Source organism: Sphingomonas sp. NIBR02145 (genome assembly GCF_027359115.1).
GTDB lineage: Bacteria > Pseudomonadota > Alphaproteobacteria > Sphingomonadales > Sphingomonadaceae > Sphingomonas > Sphingomonas kyeonggiensis_A.
Map to the genome: position 1 here is coordinate 115,471 of NZ_CP114791.1, position 15,764 is coordinate 131,234.

General features: G+C 68.0%; 15 protein-coding genes. 10 read left to right on the top strand and 5 right to left on the bottom strand.

Annotated elements, in window-relative coordinates:
* The first annotated feature begins 80 nt into the window (after nucleotides 1-80).
* The 8 genes from radA to O3305_RS00560 all read left to right on the top strand — a co-directional run bounded on the left by radA (nucleotide 81) and on the right by O3305_RS00560 (nucleotide 6,735).
* Nucleotides 81-1,451 (top strand): DNA repair protein RadA, encoded by a 1,371-nt coding sequence (gene radA, locus O3305_RS00525; protein ID WP_269574697.1) that lies wholly within the window; start codon nucleotides 81-83, stop codon nucleotides 1,449-1,451.
* 133 nt (nucleotides 1,452-1,584) lie between these two features.
* A complete protein-coding gene (locus tag O3305_RS00530) occupies nucleotides 1,585-2,133 on the top strand; it encodes a hypothetical protein (RefSeq protein ID WP_269574698.1) in 549 nt (182 codons plus the stop codon).
* 39 nt (nucleotides 2,134-2,172) lie between these two features.
* Nucleotides 2,173-2,736 carry a lipocalin family protein gene (locus O3305_RS00535; protein WP_269574699.1) on the top strand — a complete coding sequence of 188 codons (564 nt, stop codon included), beginning with the start codon at nucleotides 2,173-2,175 and terminating at the stop codon, nucleotides 2,734-2,736.
* Between the two features lie 213 nt (nucleotides 2,737-2,949).
* The gene (locus tag O3305_RS00540) at nucleotides 2,950-3,522 is read left to right on the top strand and encodes a CvpA family protein (protein ID WP_269574700.1); all 573 of its coding nucleotides are present in this window, start codon (nucleotides 2,950-2,952) and stop codon (nucleotides 3,520-3,522) included.
* A gap of 42 nt (nucleotides 3,523-3,564) precedes the next feature.
* Complete coding sequence (locus O3305_RS00545) at nucleotides 3,565-3,990, top strand: iron-sulfur cluster assembly scaffold protein (protein WP_269574701.1); 426 nt, start codon at nucleotides 3,565-3,567, stop codon at nucleotides 3,988-3,990.
* Entirely contained in the window at nucleotides 3,990-5,771 is a 1,782-nt protein-coding gene (locus O3305_RS00550) for a cation:proton antiporter domain-containing protein (RefSeq protein ID WP_269574702.1), read from the top strand. The genes O3305_RS00545 and O3305_RS00550 overlap by 1 nt, the downstream gene beginning before the upstream one ends.
* Nucleotides 5,772-5,776: 5 nt before the next feature.
* The gene (locus O3305_RS00555) at nucleotides 5,777-6,115 is read left to right on the top strand and encodes a DUF423 domain-containing protein (RefSeq protein WP_269576588.1); all 339 of its coding nucleotides are present in this window, start codon (nucleotides 5,777-5,779) and stop codon (nucleotides 6,113-6,115) included.
* On the top strand, nucleotides 6,097-6,735 hold the full coding sequence (locus tag O3305_RS00560) for a class I SAM-dependent methyltransferase (protein ID WP_269574703.1): 639 nt from the start codon (nucleotides 6,097-6,099) through the stop codon (nucleotides 6,733-6,735). Before O3305_RS00555 ends, O3305_RS00560 begins: the two co-directional genes overlap by 19 nt.
* A gap of 120 nt (nucleotides 6,736-6,855) precedes the next feature.
* Here the strand turns inward: O3305_RS00560 and O3305_RS00565 are convergent, their stop codons facing one another.
* The 3 genes from O3305_RS00565 to O3305_RS00575 all read right to left on the bottom strand — a co-directional run bounded on the left by O3305_RS00565 (nucleotide 6,856) and on the right by O3305_RS00575 (nucleotide 11,782).
* Nucleotides 6,856-8,739: a M1 family metallopeptidase gene (locus tag O3305_RS00565; protein ID WP_269574704.1), complete on the bottom strand. Its 1,884-nt coding sequence runs from the start codon at nucleotides 8,737-8,739 to the stop codon at nucleotides 6,856-6,858.
* 88 nt (nucleotides 8,740-8,827) lie between these two features.
* Nucleotides 8,828-10,840, bottom strand: a complete 2,013-nt coding sequence (locus O3305_RS00570) for a hybrid sensor histidine kinase/response regulator (protein ID WP_269574705.1) — start codon at nucleotides 10,838-10,840, stop codon at nucleotides 8,828-8,830.
* A 96-nt stretch (nucleotides 10,841-10,936) separates the two neighbouring features.
* Nucleotides 10,937-11,782, bottom strand: a complete 846-nt coding sequence (locus O3305_RS00575; protein ID WP_269574706.1) for a LytTR family DNA-binding domain-containing protein — start codon at nucleotides 11,780-11,782, stop codon at nucleotides 10,937-10,939.
* Between the two features lie 141 nt (nucleotides 11,783-11,923).
* Between O3305_RS00575 and O3305_RS00580 the strand changes: the two genes are divergently transcribed.
* Nucleotides 11,924-13,855: a TonB-dependent receptor domain-containing protein gene (locus tag O3305_RS00580; RefSeq protein ID WP_269574707.1), complete on the top strand. Its 1,932-nt coding sequence runs from the start codon at nucleotides 11,924-11,926 to the stop codon at nucleotides 13,853-13,855.
* 51 nt (nucleotides 13,856-13,906) lie between these two features.
* Here O3305_RS00580 and aroB read toward each other — a convergent pair whose 3' ends face one another.
* A complete protein-coding gene (aroB, locus tag O3305_RS00585) occupies nucleotides 13,907-14,995 on the bottom strand; it encodes a 3-dehydroquinate synthase (RefSeq protein ID WP_269574708.1) in 1,089 nt (362 codons plus the stop codon).
* The gene (locus tag O3305_RS00590) at nucleotides 14,992-15,531 is read right to left on the bottom strand and encodes a shikimate kinase (protein WP_184167925.1); all 540 of its coding nucleotides are present in this window, start codon (nucleotides 15,529-15,531) and stop codon (nucleotides 14,992-14,994) included. The genes aroB and O3305_RS00590 overlap by 4 nt, the downstream gene beginning before the upstream one ends.
* Before the next feature lie 75 nt (nucleotides 15,532-15,606).
* Between O3305_RS00590 and O3305_RS00595 the strand changes: the two genes are divergently transcribed.
* Nucleotides 15,607-15,744, top strand: a complete 138-nt coding sequence (locus O3305_RS00595) for a hypothetical protein (protein ID WP_165828499.1) — start codon at nucleotides 15,607-15,609, stop codon at nucleotides 15,742-15,744.
* Nucleotides 15,745-15,764: the final 20 nt, after the last annotated feature.

The following is a 15,764-nucleotide window of genomic DNA, read 5'->3' on the forward strand; positions in this document are numbered from 1 at the left end:
GGCGGTGTGGCGAATTGTCCCGGCTCGGGCGCGGATGCGCGGGGTTTACAGTTGTTCCCTGATTGTTCTACGCATGCGCCATGGCGAAACTCAAGAAGCGTTATGTCTGCCAGGCCTGCGGCTCGGTCTCCTCGCAATGGGCGGGGCAGTGTGCCGATTGCGGGGAGTGGAACCAGCTCGTCGAGGATTCCGGCGCGAACGTGACGCCGTTCCAGGCGAAGCATAACCTTCAGTCCGGTGGGCGGGCGATCATGCTCACCGGGCTCAACACCGATATCGCGCTGCCCGAGCGGACCTCGACCGGGATTGCCGAGTTCGATCGCGCGCTGGGTGGTGGCTTCGTCGAGGGCTCGGCGACGCTGATCGGCGGCGATCCCGGCATCGGCAAGTCGACGCTCCTTCTGCAGGCGGCAGCCAGCATCGCCTCGCGGGGTCTCAAGGTCGCCTATGTCTCGGGCGAGGAAGCGGCGGACCAGGTGCGGCTGCGCGCGCGGCGGCTGGGTCTGGGCAAGGCGCCGGTGATGCTCGCCGCGGCGACATCGGTGCGCGACATCCTGACGACGATGGGCGAGAGCGAGCCGCCCGCACTGCTCATCATCGACTCCATCCAGACCATGCATTCGGACCTGATCGAAGGTGCGCCGGGCACGGTGAGCCAGGTGCGTGCCTCGTCCGGCGAGCTGATCCGCTTCGCCAAGGAGCGGGGAACGGCGGTAGTGCTGGTCGGCCATGTCACCAAGGACGGCAGCATCGCCGGGCCGCGCGTTCTCGAGCATATGGTCGATACCGTGCTGGCGTTCGAGGGCGAGCGCAGCCACCAGTATCGCATCCTCCGCGCCGTCAAGAACCGCTTCGGCGGCACCGACGAGATCGGCGTGTTCGCGATGCAGTCCGAGGGGCTGGAGGAAGTGACCAATCCTTCCGCGCTGTTCCTTACGCAGCGTGACGAGAGCGTGACCGGCACGGTGGTGTTCCCGGCGCTGGAGGGCACCCGGCCGGTGTTGATCGAAGTGCAGGCGCTGACCGTGCGGCTGGCGAGCGGCGCGACGCCGCGGCGCGCGGTGGTCGGCTGGGATTCGGCGCGGCTGTCGATGATCCTTGCGGTGCTGGAAGCGCGCTGCGGGCTGAGCTTCTCGACCTGCGAAGTCTATCTCAACATCGCCGGCGGCTACCGGGTGCAGGATCCCGCGGCGGACCTGGCGGTGGCGGCGGCCCTGGTCTCGGCGCTCAGCGAGCGGCCGATCCCGGCGGATGCCGTGGTGTTCGGCGAGATCGCGCTATCGGGCGAAGTGCGGCCGGTGGCGCATGGCGCGCTGCGCTGCCGGGAAGCTTCGAAGCTGGGCTTCGAGCGGGCGATGGCGCCGATGGCGCAGGTGAACGACAAGGGCGGGCTGTCGCTCGCGGGGTTCAAGTCGCTCGCGCAGTTCGTGGATCATCTGCTGGGGCGATAGGAGCAGGCGGGATACATGGTTGCCCTGGTTGCTTCCCGGCGAAGGGCAATGATCTCCATTCACCGCCATGGGCTTGTAATTGCTTCCATTGTCATGGAATAACATATCGAAGGAGAGGTGGTCGGAGCAACCGATGCTGCGGGAATTGGCGGCCGATTGGACGCGGCCGGGGATGCTGGTGCCGACCTTGTGCGCATTGGCGCTGATGGCGGGCATCCTGGTGGCCGGCCGGGAGCCCGCGCGGACGCCGCCGCCGCCACTCGCCTTTGCCGGGCTGCCGGTGAGCGGAAACGCGGAAGGTGCGCGAAGGGCGGGCTTCACCCGCTGCGTGCGCATCGATGCGTTCCGCCTGCGCTGCCGGCGCGAACCGGTGATGCTGTTCGGCGAGGGCCCCTATGAAGCGGCGGTCGACCTGATCGGGAGCAAGGGGCAGGGCGGCTTCGCCTATCTCACCCTGTGGAAGAACGGGCATCAGGAAGCCGTGTACAAGCTGGTCGAGGCGTTGCAGCGGCAGGGCTGGCGGCATTGCGAGACCGGCAATGGGCGCTGGGGCGACCAGGATATCTATACCCATCCAGGTGCGCCGGTGCGCGTGTCGATGGACCTGAGCTATTACGGCAAGCGCCGGGTGCGGTTCCTGCCGCTGTCCAGCCCGGAACGAAGCTGCACGCCCTGGCATTGAGGGCTTTGCTTTCCGTCCCTTAGGCAGCAGAGTGAAGAGATGAAGCGAAGCACTGCCATTTCCATTGCCTCGGGCGTCGCGGTTGCGGCGATCGGCGGCATCTTCCTCTATTCGCGCGCCACGCGCCCGCCGGTGATCAACAAGAAGGTGCCGGAGCCGGCCAAGCCGGTCGATCTGACACGCTATCTCGGCAAATGGTACGAGCTCGCCCGGCACGAGAACCGCTTCGAGAAGGGGCTCGACGCGGTGACGGCGGAATATGCGCTGCTCGACGACGGCAAGGTCAGCGTGACCAACAGCGGCACGCACAACTGGCCGGACGGCGACCGCAGCGTTTCGGAAGGCAAGGCGATCGTCGCGGACGAGGAGACCGGGGCGAAGCTCAAGGTCTCGTTCTTCGGGCCGCTCTACACCGGCGACTACTGGGTGCTCGATCATGACGACGACTACACCTGGTCGATCGTCGGGGAGCCGAGCGGGCGGTATTTGTGGGTGCTGTGCCGTGACGCAGTGCCCTCGGCGGCGCTGGCGCAGACGGTGATGAAGCGGGTCGAGGCGCTGGGCTATGACCGCTGGGCGCTCAGGATCACGCGGCAGGGGTGAGGGCACCGGCAGGTTGCCTCATTTCTTCATCGTCATCCCCGCGAAGGCGGGGATCTATTCTGGCTGGCTGTAGTGAGTCTCATTGTCACTAGCGCCAATGGATCCCCGCCTTCGCGGGGATGACGGTCGTGGTTCAATCGCTGGCGCCAACCTTAGCGCCTTCCGCTCCCCCACGGCTTGAGGCATAGGAGCGCCCGGGAGGGACGTGTTCCAATGACTTTGACCGGGCTCGACATCATCGTGCTGCTCGCCATCGGCGGTGCCGCCGTGCTGGGTTTCCTGCGCGGGTTCGTCACCGAGGTGCTGGCGCTGGTCGCCTGGCTGCTGATCGTGCTGGCGCTCAAGCTGTTCCACACGCCGCTCGCCGCCGCGCTGGCGGGCGTGGTGGGGACCGACCAGGGTGGCGCGGTGCTCGCCTTCGTGCTCCTGACCGGCGTGACCTATTTCGGCGGGCGGCTGCTCGCCCGGGCGATCGGATCGCGTACGCGGGAAAGCTTCCTTGGCCCGATCGACCGCGCGCTCGGCCTCGGCTTCGGCGCCTTGAAGGGGCTTATCCTGGTGAGCATCGGTTTCCTGCTGATCGTGCTGCTGTTCGACACGGTGAGCGGCGGCCCGGCCAACCGACCGCAATGGATCACCAAGTCGACCACCTATCCGCTGCTCAACGCGACCAGCGCGAGCATCGCCGATTTCGTCGATCGCCGCCGCAAGGGCGAGCCGGTGTTCGGCGACGACGAAGGCAATGGCAGCATCGCCAATCGCGCCGAGACAAATTCTACCCGATAGGGGGTCGCGCATCGCGGCCCGGTCCCCTAAGTCGGGAGCGGAATGAACGCGCCGCTCTACAACACCGAAATCCTGCGCCTGGCGGCTTCCGTGCCGTTCGAGACGCGGCTGGAAGGGGCGATGGCCTCTTCCGAGAAGCGATCCCCGGTTTGCGGGAGCCGCATCACCGTTGACGTGAACCTCGACGAGGCGGGCCGGGTGGCCGCGCTCGGCATGGTGGTGCGTGCCTGCGCGCTCGGCCAGGCATCGGCGGCGCTGATGGAGGCGCATGCGGTGGGCCGATCGCTGGACGAGCTGGATGCGGCCCGTGACGACCTCACCGCCTGGCTGGCCGGCGAACGGGCGACCCCGCCCGACTGGCCCGGGCTCGACCTGTTCACGCCCGCGCTCGAGCATCGCGGCCGCCATGCCGCGATCCGGCTCGCCTTCGAGGCGGTAGCCGAAGCCACGCGGAAGGCGCGGGGCTGATGGATCACGCCGAGACCTCGCTGCTGGGCGAATATGTTCCGCTGCTCGGCTTTGCGCTGCTGTTCGTGCTGGTGTTCCGCCGGCTCGGGCTGGGTGCGACTTTGGGCTATCTCGTTGCCGGCGCGATCGTCGGCCCGCAGGTGCTGGGGCTGGTCGGCGATGCCGAGGGCAAGCTGGGCATCGCGGAGCTCGGTATCGCGTTCCTGCTGTTCCTGGTCGGTCTGGAGCTGAGCCCGGGGCGGCTGTGGCGGATGCGGCGCGACATTTTCGGGCTCGGCCTGCTTCAGGTGACGATCTGCGGATTGATTGTAGCCGCCATGGTGTGGTTCGCGACCGGCAGCTCGATCGGCGCCGCATTGGCGCTCGGCCTGCCGCTGGCGCTGTCCTCGACCGCGCAGGTGCTGCCGCTGCTGCAATCGGCGGGGCGACTGCGCACGCCGCTGGGCGAGCGCGCCTTTGCGATCCTGCTGTTCCAGGACCTTTCGATCGTGCCGCTGATCACGATCATCGCCGCGCTCTCGCGCAATCCGGCGGACCAGCATGGCGCGCCGGGCTGGATGCTCGGCCTGTTCACGGTGGCGGCGATCGTCGGGCTCGTCCTGGCCGGCCGCTATCTGCTGCGTCCGCTGTTCCGGCTGATCGGCAATCTCGGCGAGCGCGAGATGTTCATCTTCGCCGGGCTGTTCACGGTGATCGCGGTGGCCGCGATCATGCAGCGGCTGGGACTGTCGCCGGCGCTGGGCGCGTTCATCGCCGGCGTGATGCTGGCTGACTCGCCCTATCGGCACGAGCTGGAGGCCGATGTCGAGCCGTTCCGATCGATCCTGCTCGGCCTGTTCTTCCTCGCCGTGGGCATGACGCTCAACCTGCACGCGATCGCCGAGCGGCCCTTCTTCGTGATCGGCATGGCGCTGGCACTGATCGCCGCCAAGGCCGCGATCATCATGGGGCTGGGGATGCTGTTCGGCATGCCGCGGCGCCAGGCCTTTGCCTTGGGCGTGCTGCTCAGCCAGGGCGGCGAATTCGGCTTCGTGCTGTTCGCCCAGGCGCAGTCGGCGATGCTGATCGAGGGGCAGGCGGCGAGCATCTTCGGCGCGATCGTCACCCTGTCGATGGCGACCACGCCATTCCTGATGATGGCGACCAAGCGGCTGCGCACCGAGCCGGCGCCGAGCGCGGCGGGGCTCGACCTGCCGCGGCACGAGGGATCGAACGCGGTGGTGGTCGGCTATGGCCGGTTCGGGCAGACGGTGGCGCAGATGTTGCTGTCGCAGGACATCCCCGTCACCATCATCGATACCGATGTCGAGATGATCCAGACCGCCAACGACTTCGGCATGAAGGTCTATTATGGCGACGGCCTGCGCATCGACATGTTGCGCCAGGCGGGCGCCGCCGAGGCCGAGCTGGTGATGTTCTGCAACGACGGCGACAAGATCGACACCGAGTTCCTGGAAGCCGTGCACTATGCCTTCCCCAAGGCGACAGTGTTCGTCCGTGCCTATGACCGGCGCAGCGTCATCAAGATGAAGGGCGCGCCGGTGGGCGGCGTGGTCCGCGAAGTGCTGGAGAGCGCGGTGATGATGGCGCGCCAGGCGATGCAGGCGGTGGGTGTCGACCAGCGTGAGATCGACAAGACCGAGGCGGAGTATCGCAAGCGCGACAATGCCCGGCTCGACGTGCAGCGCGAGACCGGCGACCTGCGTGCCGGGATCGACGGGATGATCACCCATGCCAGCCGGGCGGCGGCGATCGAAGTGGACCTGGAGAGCTCGGGGTGACGAACATGCGGATCGTGGCGGTGCTGGCGGCGCTTTCGGGCGCTGTTGCGGTGGCGGCAGGCGCGTTCGCCGCGCATGGCGCGAGCGGGCAGGCGGCGGAATGGCTCAAGACCGGTGCGCATTACCAGCTGATCCACGCCGTCGCGGCGCTGGTCGCGCTGCGGATGGGCGAGCGGATCTCGCCCTGGCTGTTCGTGGGCGGCGGGGCGCTGTTCGCCGGGACGCTCTATGCGATGGCATTCGGCGCGCCGCGCTGGTTCGGCGCGATCACGCCGATCGGCGGGGTGGCGCTGATCGCCGGCTGGCTGTGCCTGGCGCTAGGCGCGTGGAAGCGGGCGGCCTGAGCGTCGCCGATTTCATCCGGGAGCGGCTGCCGCTGCTGCCCGTGCCCGGCATCCCCGAGATAATGCTGCACAAGGCGGTCCCGGCCAGCGGGCTGGGGCGGCTGGCTGCGCGGGACGACGCGTTCGGATCGCCCTATTGGGCCTATTACTGGCTCGGCGGGCTGGCGCTGGCGCGGTTCGTGCTGGACCGGCCGGAGACCGTGGCCGGGCGGCGGGTGCTGGACCTGGGCTGCGGATCGGGGCTGGTCGCGATCGCGGCGGCGAAGGTTGGCGCGGCTTCGGTGCGGGCGGTGGATGTGGATCGCTATGCGGTAGCTGCGACGCAGGTGAATGCGGCTGCGAACGGCGTGGTGGTCGAGGTGGCGCTGGGCGACCTTACCGATGGGCCGGTGCCCGATGTTGACCTGATCCTGGCAGGGGATGTGTTCTACGATCCCGCGCCCGCCGCTCGGGTCATGCCGTTCCTGGCGCGGTGCCGGGCGGCGGGAGTCGAGGTGCTGGTCGGCGATCCGCGGCGGGCACCGTTGCCGGTGGAACGGTTGCGGGTGCTGGCGGAGTATGCGTTCGCCGAGACGGATAGCGGGGTTATGCGGGCCAGCGAGGTTTTTGCGTTCGATTGAGCCAAACCGTCATGCTGAACTTGTTTCAGCATCCAACTCTCCACCGGCGATACCGCTTGAGGCGCGTTGGACCCTGAAACAAGTTCAGGGTGACAGTTTGGTTTGGGTAGGCCGCTGGCGTCAGTCGTTGGCCCCCACGATCTTCGCCACGCCGGCGGCTGCGTTCGGGTGATACCCGGCCTTCGCGCCCTCGTAGAAGCGCAGCGCGATCGGCTTGCCCCAGTCGCCCTGCGCCATCAGGTCCTTGTAGATTGGGTAGATCAGCAGGCCGCGGCCGACGCGCTTCACGAATGCCTCGATGCTGGGCAGCGCCGGTTCGTAGCGGTTGGCGATCGCCAGTTCGGCCCAGGCCGAGCGGACATAGGCGTTGTTCGATGCCGACAGGCCGAGCGTCTCGTCCAGTTCCTTGAGGCGCGCGGGCGTCTGCTGACGGGGCAGGCCGTTGAGGAAGCGCAGCCATTGCTGGGTCGCCCAGCCGGTCGGCTGGACCGCGCTCGCCGGGCCGCCGGCGTTGAACGCGGCGAGCTTGGCGTCGACCGCCGCCAGCGTCGCCGACGTGACGTGCACGGCATTGTCGGGCAGGCCGGCCTGATAGGCCCAGCGATCGAGCTCGAGCTTCGCCTCAAGCGCCTTGTCGCCCTTGATCAGGTTGGCGCGCAGGTCCGCCAGGAAGCCGGCGGTGGTCTGCGGCTGGAAGGCGTGACGATCGAAATAGGAGCGCAGATAGGCGTCCCACTTCGCCCGGCCCACCGCCGCCTCGATCGTGCGCAGGAAGGTCGAGCCCTTGAAATAATCGAGCTGGCCGAAGGTCGCGCCGGGCTCGCCGTGCAGGCGGGTGGTCGGTGCATCCTGGCCGCCGGCGTTCTTGATGTCGCGCACCAGCCCGTCCCAGTCGAGGTCCGAGTACATGGCGGCGCGCTCCTTGCCGTAGACCGCCTCCATGATCCGGTTCTCGAAATAGGTCGTGAAGCCCTCGTTGAGCCAGGAGTCCGACCAGGTCGCGTTGGTGACGAGATTGCCCGACCAGCTATGCGCCAGCTCATGCGCGACGACGTCGGTGTTCGAGCGATCGCCGGTGATGATCGTCGGCGTCAGGAAGGTTAGGGTGGGGTTCTCCATGCCGCCGTACGGGAAGCTCGGCGGCAGCACGAGCATGTCGTAGCGACCCCAGCGATAGGGGCCGTAGAGTGCCTGGGCGGCATCGATCATCTTCTCGACATCGGCGACTTCGTGCGCGGCGGCATCAAGCTGACTCGGCTCGGCCCAGACACCGGAGCGCGGACCCGTCGCCTTGAAGGCGAGGTCGCCCACGGCGAAGGCGATCAGATAGGGTGGCACCGGCCGGTCCATCTTGAAGCGGAACTGGCGCTTCTGGTGCGGGACCAGCGTGCCGGTGGCGCCGTCGAGCCGATCGCCGCTCATCACCGCGACGAAGCCGTCGGGCACGGTGAGCGTGGCGGACCAGGTCTGGCGGATGCCGGGGCTGTCCTGGGTGGGAATCCAGCTGCGATTGTTGATCGGCTGGCCCTGGCTGAACAGGTACGGCACCTTCTTGCCTGCGGTCAGCTCGGGCGGGAGCCAGCCGAGCGCGCTGGCGCCGGGCTTGGTCCTGTAGCGGATCAGGATCTGCTTGTTGCCCTCAAGCTGTACGGTGAGCGCCGAGCCGAGGCCCGTCTCGGTTTCGCGCGGGCCGATGGTGAAGGGCAGAACCTTGCCCTTGGGGCAGGTGACGCTCTCGATCATCAGGTCGTCGACGTCGAGCACGATCTCCTTCGCGCCCTTGGCCGCCAGCACGTTGAGCGTCGCGACGCCCGACAATGTCTTGCTGGCGAAGTCGATGTCGAGGTTGAGGTCGACATGGGTGACGCGCGCCACTTCGGGCTGGGCGTGGGTCCATACGTCCTTCGCCTCGGGCGTGGTCAGGATCGGGGCGGGCTTGCCGGTCTGGGCGGCGGCGGGGGCGGCGATCAGCATCGCGGCGGCAACGGGAGCAAGGATGCGCATGGCCGCGTGCTAAGCGGATCGCGGCTGAACGGCAACTGAGTGGAGACGATGCCGGCCCGGCCATAGACGAAGGCGACCTTCGCCAAGGTCACTGATCGAGCATCTCCCGCACCTTGGCGGCGAGGTCGGTATAGGTGAAGGGCTTGGGGAGGAGCTGCACGCCCGGATCGAGCCGTCCGTGATGGACGATCGTGTTGCGGGCATAGCCGGTGGTGAAGAGGACCTTGAGCGCGGGGCGCTTTTCCTGCGCTTCGGCGGCCAGCATCGCGCCGGTCATCCCGCGCGGCAGGACGACATCGGTGAAGAGCAGGTCGATCGGGCCCTGCTCCGCATCGAGCGCGGCAAGCGTGGCAGGGCCGTCACCGGCTTCGATTACCCGGTACCCCAGCTCGCGCAGCACCTCGACCGTGTAGGCGCGGACATCGTCATTGTCCTCGCACACGAGGATCGTCTCATGGACCTTGCCCTGGGGCGCGATCTCTGCGGCGGGGGCTTCGGGCGCATGGGCCTGGCCGTGATAGCGGGGCAGATAGATCTTCACCGTGGTGCCGTGGCCTGGCTCCGAATAGATGCGGACATGGCCGCCGGACTGGCGGATGAAGCCATAGACCATCGACAGGCCCAGCCCGGTGCCGCGGCCGACTTCCTTGGTGGTGAAGAAGGGCTCGAAGGCGTGGGCGAGCGTGTCCGCATCCATGCCGGTGCCGGTGTCGGACACGCAGATCACGACATATTGGCCGGGCGCCACTTCGCTGTCGCGGGCGGCATAATGGGCGTCGAGATGGGTGTTGGCGGTCTCGATGGTGAGCTTGCCGCCCTCGGGCATCGCGTCGCGCGCGTTGATCGCCAGGTTGAGCAGCGCGTTCTCGAGCTGGTTGGCGTCGATCTCGACCGGCCAGGCCCGGACATCGGGCGCGAATGCCACCTCGATCGTCTCGCCCAGGCTGCGATGGAGCATGTCGGACATGCCGGAGATCAGCCGGTTGGGATCGACGCGCTCGGGCGCGAGCGGCTGGCGGCGGGAGAAGGCGAGCAGGCGCTGGGTCAGCATGGCCGCGCGCTGCGCGCCCTGCATCGCCGCGTCCGCCGCGCGCGCGAGGCGGGGCTGCTCGGGCGACAGGTTGCGCTGGAGGATATCGAGATTGCCCGTGACGACCTGGAGCAGGTTGTTGAAATCATGCGCCACGCCGCCCGTTAGCTGCCCGACCGTCTCCATCTTCTGGGCCTGGCGCAACGCCGCCTCCGCAGTCTCGAGCGCTTCTGCCGCTTCGCGTTCGGCGGTGATGTCGCGCGCGACGCAGTAGAGCAGGTTGCCTTCGGGCGCGCTCGTCCAGCTGAACCAGCGATACTCGCCGTCCTTGCCGCGCAGGCGGTTCTCGAAGCGCCAGGTCGGCTCGCCCTGCTGGAGTTTGGCAAGCTCGGCGCGGGTGCGCTCCAGATCGTCGGGGTGCTCGATCCATTCGGAGGTGCGGCCGGTCAGTTCCGCCTCGCTCCAGCCCAGTATCTCGGTCCAGGCCGGGCTGGCGTTGCGCCAGATACCCTGGCTGTCCGCGATCAGGAACGGGTCACGGGCGAGCGTCCAGAGCCGTGCGCGATCGGCCAGCGCTTCGCGCTCGGAAAGTACCCGGCCGGTCGTCTCGCTGACGATGCAGAGCACGCCGCCGACCGATCCGTCATCGTCGAACACCGGGGAATAGCTGACGTCGAAATAGACGGTCTCGCCGCGCCCCTGGTCGCGCTCGATGTAGAAGGGGCGGTCCTTCGCCCAGAAAGTCTCGCCGGTATCGCGAACGCCCTGGAGCAGGGGGCCGAGATCGTCCCACAGCTCACCCCACCAGATCCGCGCCGACTGGCCCAGCGCATGGGGGTGCTTGTCGCCGATCGTCGGGGCATAGGCATCATTGTACAGCGCGCAGAAATCCGGACCCCAGAACATGACGATCTCGGCACGGGCGGGCAGCATCATGCGTACGGCGGAAGTAAGCGCGTTCGACCAGGTGGAGACCGGGCCGAGCGGCGATTCGGTGCCGATGGCGGCAGTCAGTGGGCCCAGCTCCCCGAGCTTTTCGAAACTGTTCGTCTGGAAGATCGCCCTGGCCATCCGCGTCCCGAGGGTTGGTCTCGTTGCGCAGGCGAAATCTGCCCGCTTGCCAACTCAACGCGGCAGAGGGCGATCAGGTCCCGGGAAAGCTGGGGATCAGTGGCAGAGCGTGGAAAGCGCGGTGCGGTAGCTGCGGCCAAGCGGCACGATCTCGCCGCAGCGCAGCTGCACCGCCGGACGGCCACCGGCCTCGCGATAGACTTGCGAGACATGGCCACGGTTGACGACGACCTGGCGATGTACGCGGACAAAGCCGAGCGCCGCGAAGCGCTCGGCGAGTTCGGAGAGCGGCGCGCGAACGAGATGGACGCGCCCATGCGCGATGATCTCGCTGTAATTGCCGGCCGAACGGATCTGGGCGACATCGCAGGCACGCACGCGCAGGAACGGCGCCTCGGGCAGGTCGAGCCAGTCCTCCGCGCTGGGTGGCGCTAGCAGGATCGGTTCGATCGGCTGCTCGTCCTCATTGTCGAGCATGCGGCGATTGGCGAGGTGGCGACCCCAGGCCATCAGCGTGAGCAGCGCGGTCGAGCCGAGGATCGCCGAGCGCGGCAGGCACGTGACCAGCGGCGCGGGCAGGGCCGGGCCGCCGGGGCCGCACAGCTGATAGGGCGAGATGGCGAAGGCGAAGCGCGAGGCGGCAAGCTCGGCCAGGGTGACCGGGACAAAGGCCAGTGCGCCGAGCAGCAACGGCGAATGGCGGGGCGATTGGAGCAGCTCCTGCACCGGCTTGCGGCAGGCCCAGGCGATGCTGAGCATCGCACCCCAGACAAGGATTCGCGCCAGCCGCGCCTCATCGGGATGCTCGGTGGAGAAGCGATCGGCACCCGTTTCCAGTCCGCCCATGCCGAAGCCCAGCAGGAAGGCGAACAGCGCCAGCGCCGCCGCTACACTGAGCGGGACCCGAATGTCCCAGATCGACTCGCCGGCCGCCCTCTCCATACACGCAGGATAACCCGCGAACGCGCGCGCGCGAACTGCCGTTCGTCACACCGGCAATGCATTCGTCCCAGCACGCTCTGCCGGCCCTTCGATCGGCGGCAGATCGGCGCCGACAGGGGGTGTCAGGGAAGAGGGTAAGTCATGCGTCATTCGTTGTTCTGCCTGTCGGTACTCGCCATAACAGCCCATGCCCAGACCGCGCGGGCGCCGCAGTCGCCGGCCAATGGCGATGTTGTGCGCGCCGCCGACGATGCGTTCGGCAGGCGCGTGGGGATCGAGGAAGTCGGGCTCTATTCGGAAGGCGAGGTGCGCGGCTTCGACCTGCAGGCGGCGGGGAACTACCGGATCGAGGACCATTATTATGTTCGCGTCGCCGGCATGCTCCAGCCGTTGAACGGCGGCACCGCGATCCGGGTCGGCGCCAATGGCCTGCGCACCGATTTCGCCGCCCCTTCGGGCGTGGTGCAATATACGCTGCCGGCGGGCGGCGCGGGCGCCCGGGCCTCGCTCGAGGCCGGGTGGTGGGGCGGTTCGGGGCCGGTGGCAATGCTGCGCGGAGCGGCGGGGACGGCGGAAGGCGAGCTGTCGGTGGCGGGCGGCCTGCAGCTCAGTCTAGGCCAGCAATATACCGACGGCACCGCCGGGGACTTCACGGCAGCGGGGCTTGTACCGCGCTGGTCGCCGGCGCCGGGCGTGCAGATCACCGGCCTGTGGAGCCACAACTGGTTCCCGCGTGAGGGTGATACCTTCTTCGCCAATCCGGCTGCGGCGCCGCGCGAGGTGAAGCGCTGGACCGAGCGCACGCAGCGCTGGATGGGGAATAAGAATGGTTCCGACCTGATCGGCGCCTTTGCCGATGTCGATGCAGGGAGCGGCTGGCGCTTCGGCGCCTCGGTCTTCCGCAATGCGCTGCCCTATGATTACAGCAGCTTCAACCTGCTGCGCTTCACCGGCAATGGCGGCGAGGTAGCGCAGAGTGGCTTGTTGTTCGGCCCGGAGAATCGCTGGGCGGTGTCGAGCGAAGTGACCGCGGCGAAGCAGTTCACCACTGGCGCGCTTACGCATCGCATCATCGCCATGGCCCGCCGGCGCGATTCCACCGTGATTTCCGATCCGGGCGTGGCCTATTCCGCCGGCACCTATGCCGATGTGAACGATATTCCCGAGGTTGCGGCACCGGCGGTTTCGCGCGGCGCGGCGCGGATGCGGGACGATGTCGGGCAATGGACCGGCGGGCTTGGCTATCGGCTGTCGATCGGGTCGTTCGCCGAATTGCGGTTTGATGCGCAGCGGGTCGACTATACCAAGCGCGTGCGCGCCGTCGATGGCCGGGTGACGGAACAGGTGACGCGGCCCTGGCTCTATGGCGGATCGCTGTCGGTGGCGATCAGCGATCGGCTAACCGGCTTCGCCAGCTACGCGCGCGGGCTGGAGGAAGCGGGCGTCGCGCCGGCCAATGCCAGCAATCGCGGTGCGGTGCTGGCCGCCGCCATCTCGCGCCAGGCCGAACTGGGAGTGAAGTACGGGTTCGCGGGCGGCCCGACGCTGATCGCTGGGTTGTTCGACCTGTCCAAGCCGACCCCCGGCATCGATGCGGCGGGCGCATTCGACTTTGTCGGGAAGGTGCGACACCGCGGCGTCGAGCTGTCACTGGCCGGGCCGCTCACCGCGCGGCTGAGCGCCGTACTGGGGGCGACCTATCTCGATGCGAAGATCGAAGGTGAGCTGGTCGATCGGGGCGTGATCGGCACCCGACCGATCGGGCGACCCGAGGTGACTGCGCTGGCCAACCTGACCTGGCGGGTGCCGGGCATGGAGGGACTGACGGTGGATGGCGGGTTGAATGTACGCGGCGCGCGCTATGCCGATCGCGAGAATCGGGTCGAGCTGCCGGGCTATGCGACCTTCAACCTGGGCCTGCGCCAGGCGTTCGAGCTCGACGGCTATCCGGTGACACTGCGCGCGCGGGTGACCAACCTCACCGACAAGTTCGCCTGGAACCCGACCAACTCGGGGCTGATCACGCCGATCGTCCCGCGGACGCTGACGTTGACGCTTACGGGGGAGATTTAGCGCTGGGGCCTACTGCTCCCCGGCGAAAGCCAGGGAAGCTGGAGTTGGGGCTTACCTCGGCTGCGCGTCGAGGAATGCCGCGACCTCGGCGAGATCCACATTCTTGTCGAGGTACGTCTGGCCGATGCCCCGGGCGAGCAGGAAGGGCAGAGTGCCCGCGCTCATCTTCTTGTCGTGGAGCATGTGCTCCACGAGCCGCGCACCGGAGGCGGTGATCCCCGCCGCCTTCAGCCCACCCGGCAGGCCCACCGCGGCCAGGTGCGCGGCAACTCTCTCGGCGTCCTGGCCGGGGCAGATGCCCTGCGCGGCCGAGAAGCCGAAGGCCAGCGCCATGCCGGCGGCGACGCCCTCGCCGTGGAGCAGCTTGTCGGAGAAGCCGGTCTCGGCCTCGAGCGCGTGGCCAAAGGTGTGGCCGAGGTTGAGCAGCGCGCGGGTGCCGGTGGTCTCGCGCTCGTCGGCCGCGACGATGCGGGCCTTGGCGCCGACCGAATGGGCGATGGCATATTCGCGTGCGGCCGGATCACCGGCCATCAGCGCGGTGGCATTGGCCTCGCACCATTCGAAAAAGGCGAAATCGTCGATCAGGCCGTACTTCACCACTTCGGCATAGCCGGCGCGAAGGTCGCGTGCCGGAAGCGTGTCGAGCACCTGCGGATCGATCAGTACCACGCTCGGCTGGTGGAAGGCGCCGACCAGGTTCTTGCCGGCACGCGTGTTGATCGCGGTCTTGCCGCCGACCGAGCTGTCGACCTGGGCGAGCAAAGTGGTGGGGATCTGGACGAAGTTGCAGCCGCGCTTGAGCACCGAAGTCGCGAAGCCGACCAGGTCGCCGATCACGCCGCCGCCGAGCGCGATCACATGGTCGCTGCGCTCGATGCCGAGCTCGAGCAACCGGTCGAGCAGCGCTTCGAGCTGGCCCCAGCTCTTGGTGCTTTCGCCCGGGGGCAGGATGATCGCTTCGCTCGGGCCCAGGCTCGCCTGCAATGTGGCCAGGTGCGGGCGGACATTCTCGTCGGTGACGATCACCCAGCGCCGACCCTTGTAGAAGGGCGCGAGTGCTTCGCCGGCGCGGGCGAGGAGCCCCGCCTCGATGCGGACGTCATAGCTGCGGTCGCCAAGCGCGACGGGAACGATTGTCACGGATTCAGGGCCTTCAGGATCGCGTCGACGGTGGTGTCGTGCGGCGCTGCTATGCTGGGCACCCGGATCGGCGCAAGCGCGTAATAGGGATTGCGCAGCGCGGCGAGCTCGGTGAGCACCACTTCGGGATCGCGGCCGCGCAGCAGCGGGCGGGTGTCGCGGCGGCGCACCCGGTCGGCCAGCACCGCCGGTTCGGCATCGAGCCATACCGCGATCGCCTGATCGAGGATCAGCGCGCGGGTATGCTCGTTCATGAAGGCGCCGCCACCGGTCGCGATGATCTTGGGCGCGCCATCGACCAGCCGGGCGATCACCCGCCGTTCCCCGTCGCGGAAATGCGCCTCGCCGAAACGCTCGAAGATATCGGCAACGGTCATCCCCGCCGCCGCTTCGATCTCATGGTCGGCGTCGACAAAGGGCAGGCGCATGCGCTGCGCCAGGCGCCGGCCGACCGTGGTCTTGCCCGCACCCATCAGGCCGATCAGCACGATCGCCTTGCCCGTCCACCCGGTATTCACTGCCTGTGTTTGTAACATGTTCGGAAGGGCTATACAGCGAGGGCGGTCGTCGGGCAAAAGGCCCGCGAAAGTCTCATTGTACCGGACCCCTTCATGTCCCGCTTGATTGTTGCGTTGATCGTCATTCTCGTCGTCCTGGTTGGCGGCCTCTTCTTCCTCGCGGGCCGCGAGACGAAGAAGGAGCCGGTGCGCATGGAGAAGGTGGTCCCGCTTGAAAATCTCGCGAATTAAGGGCCGCCAACTCGCGCTTG